Origin of the sequence: Agromyces sp. NPDC056965 (assembly GCF_042673425.1) — a bacterium.
In the GTDB taxonomy this organism is placed as follows: Bacteria; Actinomycetota; Actinomycetes; order Actinomycetales; family Microbacteriaceae; genus Agromyces.
Genome location: NZ_JBHURI010000120.1, coordinates 1 through 8,909 on the forward strand (window position 1 = coordinate 1; position 8,909 = coordinate 8,909).

Genomic DNA, 8,909 nt, shown 5'->3' on the forward strand with positions numbered 1-8,909 from the left:
GCCCGGGCACGACGACGGCCGGGCGTCCGCGGACGCCCGGCCTCGTCGAGTGCCACTACTTCTTCTTCGACTTCTCCGGCACGGGCAGCGTGCCGGCGGCGCGCTGCGCGGCGTAGTAGGCGCGCGCCTCGTCCTGCCGCTCCTGCTCCGCGCCCGATGCGATCTTCGCGCGCAGGTGCTCGGGGCCGTACCCGAACGCGTCCACCAGGTCCTGCGCGTGCGGACGCAGTCGCTCGAGCAGTCGGTCGATGTAGGCGGTGACGGCCTGGGCGCGCTTCGGCGAGAGCCGACCGTTGATGAGGTACCAGGCGAGGTGCTTCTCGACGAGCCCGAGGCCGAAGAGGTCGCGCACCCACGTGAGCACCTGCTTCGTGCCCGGGTCGGTCGTCTTCGCGAGTGCGCGGGTGAACGCCTCCCACTGCAGCAGCTCGCCGTGCGCGCGCGCCGCCTCGATGAGCTCGTTCTGGTTGCGGTTGAACGCAGCCGCCGCGTCGGCCTTCGGCAGCTTGCGCGCGTCGCGCAGGCGGCCGGCGATCTCGGAGATCATGGCCTCCACCCGGTCGGTGAGGAGCTCGCGCTGCGTCTGCTCGTCACGCAGCTCGGAGACCGAGCGCGCGGTCGAACCGAAGTCGGCGATCGTCTGCGCGAGGCTGCGGAGACCGGTGCCGTGGTAGGCGCGGTCGGCGGTCTGCGCGACGACGTAGCGCGCCATCGCCCCGGCGTCGGCCTTCGCGAACTGCTTCGAGAAGTCGGTGAGCAGGCGCTTCGCGACGAGCTGGAGCAGCACGTTGTTGTCGCCCTCGAACGTCACGTAGACGTCGAGGTCCTGGCGCAACCCGACCATGCGGTTCTCGGCGAGGAAGCCCGAACCGCCGGCGGCCTCGCGGGCCTCCTGCAGCGTCTCGAGCGCGTGCCAGGTCGAGAGCGGCTTCAGCGCTGCGGCGATCGTCTCGAGGTCTTGGCGGTCGTCGTCGGTGTCGGCGGCGCCCGAGAACACGGCGTCGAACTTCACGAGGAACTCGTCGTGCGCGAAGACCTGGGCGTACGTCGTCGCGAGCTTCGGCAGCAGTCGACGCTGGTGACGCTGGTAGTCGAGCAGCACCTCTTCGTCGGTGTCGCTCGCCGCGTTGAACTGGCGGCGCTGGTTGCCGTAGGTGATCGCGATCGTCAGCGCCATGGCGGCCGCGGTCGTCGCCGCACCGTCGAGCGAGACGCGGCCCTGCACGAGGGTGCCGAGCATCGTGAAGAAGCGGCGACCCGGGCTCGAGATGGGGCTCGAGTACGTGCCGTCCTCGTCGACCGAACCGTAACGGTTCAGGAGGTTCTCACGAGGCACGCGGACGTTCGTGAAGTGCAGGCGCCCGTTGTCGATGCCGTTGAGGCCGCCCTTCAGGCCGTCGTCCTCACCGCCGACGCCCTTGAGGAATCCGCCCTTGGCGCCCCGGATCGGCACGTAGAACGCGTGCACGCCGTGGTTGACGCCCTTCGTGATGAGCTGCGCGAACACCACCGCTGCGGTGCCGTGCACCGCGGCGTTGCCGAGGTAGTCCTTCCACGCGCCGCGGAACGGCGTCTCGATCACGAACTGCTGCTTCGCCTCGTCGTACGTCGCGGTGGTGCCGATCGCCGCGACATCCGAACCGTGACCGGTCTCGGTCATCGCGAACGCGCCGGGCACCTTCAGCGACATGATGTCGGGCAGGAAGGTCTCGTGGTGGTACTCGGTGCCGAGGTGCAGCACCGCTGCGCCGAAGAGGCCCCACTGCACGCCGGCCTTGATCTGCAGGCTGGGGTCGGCGATCACGAGCTCTTCGAACTGGGCGATGTTGCCGCCGTGGTCGTCGAACCCGCCGAGCGACGTCGGGAAGGCGCGGTGCACGGCGCGCTGGTCGACGAGGATCTTCAGCTGTCCGAGCACGCGCTCGCGGTGCTCGGCCATCGACTGGCCCTCGATGCGCTGCAGGTCGGGGTGGGCGGCGCGCTCACGAGCGTCGAGTCGCAGGTCGGCCCAGGTGCCGAGCAGCTGCCGGCCGAGCGTCGCCACGTCGATCGACGGTTGGGCGGGCGGTGCGGCCTGAGGTGCGGATGCCGCGGTGCGCGCGGCCTTCGGCGGCGCCGTGTCGGCCGAGCGCTCGGGGGTCGTCTTCTGCTGCTTCGAGGCGGTGCGGGGTGCCGTGTCAACCATCGTCGGTGTCTCGTCCTTCGTGTGCGGTCTGGGCTTCGTTCCACGGTAGGTCGACGGCATTCGGTCGGGAAACCCTGCGTCCCAGCCCTACAAACAGGCCCTGCGGCGCATCGGAGGCCGCTGTGAAGACCCTACAAAAGGCGCTCTCGGCATCGATGGGATACCGACAAGGCGGTTCAGCTGCGGAAGAAGGCGTTCGCCCGCCCCGACCAGAGGAACGCGAGCACGATCACCGAGATGAGCATGCTGAAGTACTCGCCGATGGCGCCCGCCGGGTAGGCGATCGCGAGGAAGATCGAGCTCGCGATCGAGAGCACCTGCAGGATCGTGATGAACATGCGCGCCCCGGCGCTGCCCCGCAGGAGTCCGCCGGCCACGGCGATGACGACGACGCCGATGAGGATCGAGATGATCGCCGAGGCGATGAGCTGGCTCGCGCCGCCGAACTGCTCCACGGTGGCCGCAACGCTCGTCTGGAAGAGGAGGATCGTGCCGCCGATGACGTCGAGGAACCCCGAGATCCACGTGAGCACGGCGATGAACGTGACGCCGCCGGGGCGTCCGACCGAGTTCACTCAGGCCTCCGGCCGACGGCTGCCGAAGAACACGCTCGACTTGTGCCCCCAGAGCAGGAACAGCACGACGAGCGAGACGGCGATGCCGAGCCACTCGCCCACCGCACCGCCGAGGTACGCGAACGCGAGGAAGAGGGAGCCGATGATCGAGAGCACCTCGACGACCGTGATGATCATGCGCGACACCCAGCTGCCGGTGAGCAGCCCCGCAGCCACGGCCACGACGATGAGGCCGAGCACGATCGAGCCGATCGCGGCCGCATAGAGCGGGCCGGTGCCGCCGAGACCGTCGGCGACGGATTCGACACCGGCCTGGAACAGCAGGATGGTGCCCGACACGATGTCGAGCGCCCCAGCGATCCACGCGAGGATCGCGACGATGGTGACGCCCATCGGCCGAGCCATCTGATCGGACATGCCGAACCCCCTTGCCCCATGCACCGTCGACACGGCGCCCCTGGGGCGATGCTAGCGCCGTCGGGCCGCGCGTGTCTCCATTTCGGCCGGGTCGGGGCCGGAAACGCTCGAGACCCCCGCCGACTCGGCGAGGGTCTCGAGGTGCGCGAACGGCGCGCCGCGGCGCCGGCTCAGGCCGGGTAGCTCAGCCCGTGCCCGAAGCGGAACAGCGGGTCGGCCGTGTCGAACGGCACGTCGGGGCGGTTCGCCTCGACGGCCGCCATGCTCGACGGCAGGTCGAACGGGAGTCGGCCCTTGGGCGCGGCATCGCCGAAGAGCACGTCGAGCACCGCGCGCGGGTTCGCACCCCAGTTGGCCGTCAGCGCGGCGAGGTCGTCGACGAAGGGCGTGAGGATCGCGGGCCGGTCGAGGAACACGTCGACGACGGTCGGCACTGCGGCGGCGATCTCGCGCACGTGCGTGATCTGCTCGTCGGTGTAGTCGAGGGACCCCGAGTGGAAGAAGTTCTCGAAGAACGTCGGGCGCTCCTCGAACGGCGCCTGCAGGCGCAGGATCGCCGCGTCGGCCGCCTCCGGCGAGTCGACGACCTCGCCGTACTCGGCCGCGATCGCGGGCTCGATGCCCTCGACGTAGAGGCGGAGTCCGCGTGCGAGCGGCAGCGCGGGGCGCTCGGCGCCCGAGGCATCCGCCTGCTCGCGGTTCACCAGCAGCGTGATCGCCGCACGCTGCGCCGCCTCGCCGGCGGCGACGAACTCGGGCGAGCCCACGACGCGCTTCGCGCGCTCGACGTCGACGTAGGGCTGCTCGAAGAGGCCGAGCACGAACTTCTCACGCAGCAGGCGCCGCGCAGAGACGTCGAGCCGTTCCTCCGAGACCTCGCCCGAACGCACGAGTTCGATGAGCATCTCGGGCACCGCCTCGCCGCCGAACTGGTCGGCCCCGGCCTCGATGACCTTCTTCATGCGCTCGCGGGGAGACAGGTGCTCGACGCCCCACGCGCGCGCCGGGAACGGGGCGCCCATGATCTCGGCGTCGTTGATGAGCCCCCAGTCGGTGCAGACGATGCCGTCGAAGCCGTAGCGCTCACGGAGCAGCCCGGTGATGACCGACTTGTTGAAGCCGAACCCGACCTCCTCGTACTCGGTGCCGACGGGCATGCCGTAGTACGGCATGATCTGGCTCGTGCCCGCCTCGAATGCCGCCTCGAACGGCTTCAGGTGCAGCTCGAACTGCCCGCCGGGGTAGACCTGCTCGCGCCCGTGGGCGAAGTGCGGGTCCTCGCCGTCCTGCTGCGGGCCGCCACCGGGGAAGTGCTTCGTCATCGTCGCGACCGAGTCGGCGCCGAGTTCGGCACCCTGGAACCCGCGGATGTAGGCGGCGCCGAGTCGACCGGCGAGTTCGACGTCTTCGCCGAAGGTCTGCAGCGCGCGCGACCAGCGCGGCTCGGTCGCGAGGTCGATCTGCGGGTGCAGCGCAACGCGGATGCCGACCGCGGTGTACTCCTGCCGCGCGATGTCGCCGAACTGCTCGACGAGCGCCTCGTCGCCGATGGCCGCGAGGCCCATCGTCTCGGGCCAGACCGAGAACGAACCGGCGAGCATGCCCGCAAGGGGGTTGTCGGTGTAGGAGTGGCGCGGGTCGGTCGAGATCGTCACCGGGATGCCGAGGCGAGTGGATGCCGCGAGCTCCTGGAGGCGGTTGTGCCACTCTGCGATCAGCTCGGGCGTCGGCGGCGTCTGGAGCAGGTTGAAGTGGTTCATCAACCGGCCCGAGACGTAGTCGTCGGTCGAGGGCAGGCCGAAGGTCTGGTCGCCCGTCGAGAGGCTGCCGTCGGCTTCGGTGCCGATCATGGTCTGGAAGAAGAGGCCGGCCTTCTCTTCGAGCGTCATCTGGCCGAGCAGGATCTCGACGCGCTCGGCGATCGGCAGGCTCGCGTCGCGGAAGCGGAGATCGAGCCCGGCCTCGGTGGCGACGGATGCATCGGCGGCATCCGTCTCGTGGTTCAACTGATCGGTCATGCCAGCACTCCTTCATGCTCGAATCGACAGCCAAGCGGCATCCGGTTCATCATAAACCGAATGTCGCTTGGTTTTCGACTCTCGACGGCACCTGCGTCGAGCACCGGCACTACTCGGGCCGAGACGCGCCCTCGCCCGACGAGCTCTCGCGGGGCGCGTCGTCGTCACCGGCGTAGGCGTCGACGACGCGCTCGGTGAACTCGTCGCTCATTCGGCGGGTCGTTTCAGCGGCGCTCTCCGGAGTGGCGGTCTCCCAGATCCCGGCGACCCGGTCCTCGAAGTCGCGGATCTGGGCGCGCACCTCCTCGTTGGTCCTGATGCGCGCCTCCTTCGCGGCATCCCGAACCACCCGCACCGCGGTGTCGACGATGCGCCGCTCGAGCAGCACGACGATGCCCACGAGCAGCAATGTGGTGCCGACGCCGGCGAACACACCGCCGACGTAGCCGAGGCGGCTCTCGGGCGAGACGAGGAACCAGCCGGCGACGATGGCGGCGAGGCCGAGCACGACGCAGGCGAGGAACCAGCCCCACCTGATGCGGATCCTCGGCGGGAGTGCGCCGTCGGTCGCGCCGGTCGTCGTGTCCGCGACAGCGGCGGCCTCGATCGTCGGTTCGGTGGTCACCGCTCCAGCATCGTGGGGTGCGCACGCCGCGTCAATGACGCCCGCCGCCGTCGGCCGGCAGGCCTCGTGACCCTGCCCGCGCCGCGCGTGCCGCGCGAGGCAGGGTCAGGAGACCGCGACTACGCGCTCCGCTGATACGACCGGAAGGCCCGCGTCGCGACCCACGCGAGCACCGCGGTGAACACCGCGAGCAGCCCGAGATGGCCCCAGACGCTCGCCCAGTCGGGGCTCGCGCCGAGCGCCTCGCGGCCCGCCACGACCGCCCACTCGAAGGGGTTGAAGCGTGCGACATCCGCGACCCAGTCGGCCGACAGGCTCGTGTCCATGAGCGCGGAGCTCAGGAACATGAGCGGGATCGTGATGAGCTGCGAGATGCCGATCAGCACGTTCTGGTTGCGCGCGAGCAGTGCCGCGGCGTTCGAGAGCGCCGAGAACGAGGCGGTGAGCAGCATCGCCGCGAGCAGCAGGATCAGGATGCCGCCGGCGCCGCCGTCGAACCGCGCGCCGCCGAGCCAGGCGACACCGAGCACGATGAGCGACTGCACGAGCGTGAGCAGCGCCTGGTACACGAGCGTCGAGACCATCAGCGCTCCCCGGCTCGTCGGCGAGGTGAGGAACCGGTCCATCACGCCGCGATCCATGTCCTGGATGTAGCTCGTACCGGCCCACGCGCTGCCGAACAGCGCCATCATCATGACGATGCCGGGCGTCAGGAACTCGAGGTAGTTGTCGCCGCCCGTGAACCCCGGGATGTCGACGACCGAGGTGAAGAGCTGCCCGAACAGCAGCAGCCAGATGAGCGGCTGCACGACGTTCATGACGATGAATGCCGGAATGCGCACCGCCGCCCGCAACTGCCGGAGCGTCAGGACCGCGGTGTGCCGGAAGAAGCTCGGCCGGGCGTACGCGGGCGCGGGCGCGAGGCGGGCCGGATTCGTGAGCGTGGTCATGACACGACCTCCTCGAGTTCGGAGCGGCCTTCGGCCGACGAGCCGGCGTGCACCGCGGCGAAGGAATGCCCGGTGCGGGCCAGGTAGACGTCGTCGAGGCTCGGCCGCGACACGGTCGCCGACGCCACGGCGACGCCCTCGGCGTCGAGCGCCGCGAGCACGAGCGGCAGCGCTGCGCCGCCGTCGTCGGCACGGGCACGCACCGCACGCCCCTCGGCGGCGATCTCGCGGAACCCGCCGAGCCGATCGAGCGACTCGAGCACCCGCGAGATGACGGATGCCTCGTGCAACTCGATCACCACGGCATCGCCGCGCAACTCGCTCTTCAGCTGCTCGGGCGTGCCCTCGGTCACGACGCGCCCGGCATCGACGATCGCCAGCCGGCTCGCGAGCCGGTCGGCCTCTTCGAGGTAGTGGGTGGTCAGCAGCACGGTCATGCGCTCCTCACGCGACATCCGCTCGATCTCCGCCCACATCTCGGCGCGCGCCTCGGGGTCGAGACCCGTCGTCGGCTCGTCGAGGAAGAGCACCTGCGGGCGATGCATGAGGCCGATCGCGACGTCGAGCTTGCGCGCCATGCCGCCCGAGTAGGTCTTCACCTGGCGGCGGGCCGCGGTCGTGAGCGCGAACCGTTCGAGCAACTCGCCCGCCCGGCTGCGTGCGGCCCGCGTCGACATGCCGTGCAGCTGCCCGGCGAGCACGAGGTTCTCGACACCGGTGTCCATCGGGTCGGAGACCTGCTTCTGGGCGACGAAGCCGATCGCGCTTCGCGCGCGACCGGGGTGGCGACCGACGTCGATGCCGGCCACGGTGGCCGTGCCCGAGTCGGCACGCGAGAGGGTCGAGAGGATCTTGACGGTCGTCGACTTGCCGGCGCCGTTCGGCCCCAGCAGGCCGAAGATCGTCCCCTCCTCGGCCTGGAACGTGAGCCCGTCGAGGGCTCGGAGCGAGGGCTTTCCGCGCCCCTGCGAATAGGTCTTGACGAGATCGGCGGCCACGAGGGCCATCCCGTCGGGTGATGCAGCCATGAGGCTCTCCTTCGGTGGGGAGCCGTTCGGTCGTGATGGCGCGTCGGTAGAATGACCGTACGCACTGGGGTGGATTCGATTCACGTTGAACGACTCGGTTGCGAGATGGCTCGGGTGTTGCCGCATCCGGGCCATCGATCTGTGTACAGCTCTTGCTGCTCGTCAGTTCTGCTGCTGGTCTGCGGCTCCTTCCGCCAGGTAGCGCGCGAGCTGCGCCTCGATCTCCTCGGCGGTCGCGCCGGACTCGATCAGCTCGTGCAGGGCCTTCCACGCGTCGAGACCGCCGAGTTCGCCCGCTTCGAGGCGCTCGAGCATGCCGGCGACGAACTCGCGCTCGGCGCGGGTCATGGCGACGCGGTAGTGGAACTCGACGAGGAACAGCTCGGGCAGGCCGAGTTCGTCGGACTGCTCGGCGAGCTCCGCTCGGGATGCGAGCTCGGCGTCGAGGCGTTCGAGCCGCTCGCGCAGTAGGGCGATGGCCTCGTCGGGCGCGAGCAGTGCGATGAGCGAGAGACCCGACTCGAACGCCGGGTACTCCTTGACCGGCACCGCGATGAGCTCGCGCATCCAGTCGTGCGCCTCGGCGCGGCCGGCGTCGGTGATCGCGTAGACGATGCGCTCAGGCCGGTTGCCCTCGCGTTCGACGCGCGCCTCCTCGATGAGGCCGTGCTTCTCGAGGGACTTGATGATCGCGTAGAGCGAGCCGAAGTTCAGCCGGATGCTGTCTTCCTTGCCGCGCTCGCGCAGGGTCGTCGTGATCTCGTAGGGGTACATCGGGCGCTCCCACAGGCTCGCCAGCACTGCGAGTGCGAGCGGGTTGCTCACTGGTCGACGCGACATACTCACCTCCAAATACTTTGTTCAGAGTATATCGCGAGTGAGGAAACGTCAAGGGTCGCCGGATGGGTCGGGCACGGTGGATGCGCCGGGGGCGGGCCGGGTTGCGGCAGCGGCCGCAACTGTCGATACGCCGGGCGGGTCGAGTCGGGGCAACGGTCGCCACGACGGTCGGCGCCACAGCTGATGCGACGGTCGGCCGCCGGCGTTTCGGAGGAGATCTGCGATTCCGAGGATCGATTCCGCGAGTTCGCTCCTCGGAATCGCAGATCTC

At 69.9% G+C, this 8,909-nt stretch carries 8 protein-coding genes; all 8 read right to left on the reverse strand.

Annotation, left to right across the window (positions count from 1 at the left end; all coding sequences use genetic code 11):
* Positions 1-55 precede the first annotated feature (55 nt).
* The gene (locus ACFTQE_RS19150) at positions 56-2,185 is read right to left on the reverse strand and encodes an acyl-CoA dehydrogenase (protein WP_376926565.1); all 2,130 of its coding nucleotides are present in this window, start codon (positions 2,183-2,185) and stop codon (positions 56-58) included.
* A 176-nt stretch (positions 2,186-2,361) separates the two neighbouring features.
* Entirely contained in the window at positions 2,362-2,760 is a 399-nt protein-coding gene (locus ACFTQE_RS19155; protein ID WP_375835427.1) for a hypothetical protein, read from the reverse strand.
* Positions 2,761-3,177: a hypothetical protein gene (locus ACFTQE_RS19160; protein WP_376926566.1), complete on the reverse strand. Its 417-nt coding sequence runs from the start codon at positions 3,175-3,177 to the stop codon at positions 2,761-2,763. It abuts the gene before it with no gap.
* A 170-nt stretch (positions 3,178-3,347) separates the two neighbouring features.
* Positions 3,348-5,195 (reverse strand): glycoside hydrolase family 3 protein, encoded by a 1,848-nt coding sequence (locus ACFTQE_RS19165; protein ID WP_376926567.1) that lies wholly within the window; start codon positions 5,193-5,195, stop codon positions 3,348-3,350.
* Positions 5,196-5,304: 109 nt separating this feature from the next.
* The gene (locus tag ACFTQE_RS19170; RefSeq protein WP_376926568.1) at positions 5,305-5,820 is read right to left on the reverse strand and encodes a hypothetical protein; all 516 of its coding nucleotides are present in this window, start codon (positions 5,818-5,820) and stop codon (positions 5,305-5,307) included.
* A gap of 119 nt (positions 5,821-5,939) precedes the next feature.
* Positions 5,940-6,770 carry an ABC transporter permease gene (locus ACFTQE_RS19175; RefSeq protein ID WP_376926569.1) on the reverse strand — a complete coding sequence of 277 codons (831 nt, stop codon included), beginning with the start codon at positions 6,768-6,770 and terminating at the stop codon, positions 5,940-5,942.
* Positions 6,767-7,798 (reverse strand): ATP-binding cassette domain-containing protein, encoded by a 1,032-nt coding sequence (locus ACFTQE_RS19180; protein ID WP_376926570.1) that lies wholly within the window; start codon positions 7,796-7,798, stop codon positions 6,767-6,769. The genes ACFTQE_RS19175 and ACFTQE_RS19180 overlap by 4 nt, the downstream gene beginning before the upstream one ends.
* Positions 7,799-7,960: 162 nt before the next feature.
* Positions 7,961-8,623, reverse strand: coding sequence for a PadR family transcriptional regulator (locus tag ACFTQE_RS19185; RefSeq protein ID WP_376926571.1), 663 nt, complete (start codon positions 8,621-8,623; stop codon positions 7,961-7,963).
* Between the last annotated feature and the right edge of the window lie 286 nt (positions 8,624-8,909).